Genomic DNA, 646 nt, shown 5'->3' with positions numbered 1-646 from the left:
TCTTTTAATTCTTCAAGCCCTGTCCCAACCAAAGTTCCGTGCCTTATTCTTCGCCCAAGATATGAAGCTATCCCAAAGAATTTATTCTCACAAAACTCTTTAAAGCAATCTAGAAAATTAGAAGCAACCAAGTCAAAAATTGATATGCCACTCCTCACCCCGCTCCAGCGTATAGCTTTTGGGGTCATTTCTTTACCAGAATTAAGGTCCGGTATCAGCAGTGACAGCTCAGGCATCACCATATCAGAAACCCATTGCGTATATTTTATTTGATCAACATAAATCCTGGCATCATCAATTGTCCCCTTTTCCTTATTAATCTGAACATCAATTCTCAAGTTCCTAGCTCTTGAGAGGTACTGGCTATCCTCCATCTTATTTCCGTACCACTCAAGAATGTCCGCCCTATCTTCGATAGCCTTATTGGGACGAGAAGTTATATGAAACAGCTTACTCAAAAACGTCTCATCACAAACGTGAACCAAGTGCTCGGTTACAGATGGGGAAATATCAAACAATTTATATATAATTCCTTTAACATCTGACTCATAGCCATTTTTTGCTATTTCCTGAATCGTCTTTCTTAGCCTATGCTCTGCCCTTTGAGTATTATCTTTAATTGATATCAAGCACGCAGTAACAAGTT

General features: G+C 39.0%; 1 protein-coding gene. It reads right to left on the bottom strand.

All coding sequences use genetic code 11. The features are described from left to right. A partial coding sequence (locus A3730_RS31450) for a hypothetical protein (protein WP_197477410.1) occupies positions 1-646 on the bottom strand: 646 nt, incomplete at both ends.

It is taken from the genome of Alcanivorax sp. HI0044 (genome assembly GCF_001634945.1).
The sequence above is the reverse complement of the archived record's forward strand: the minus strand, read 5'-3'. Positions and strand labels throughout refer to the sequence as shown.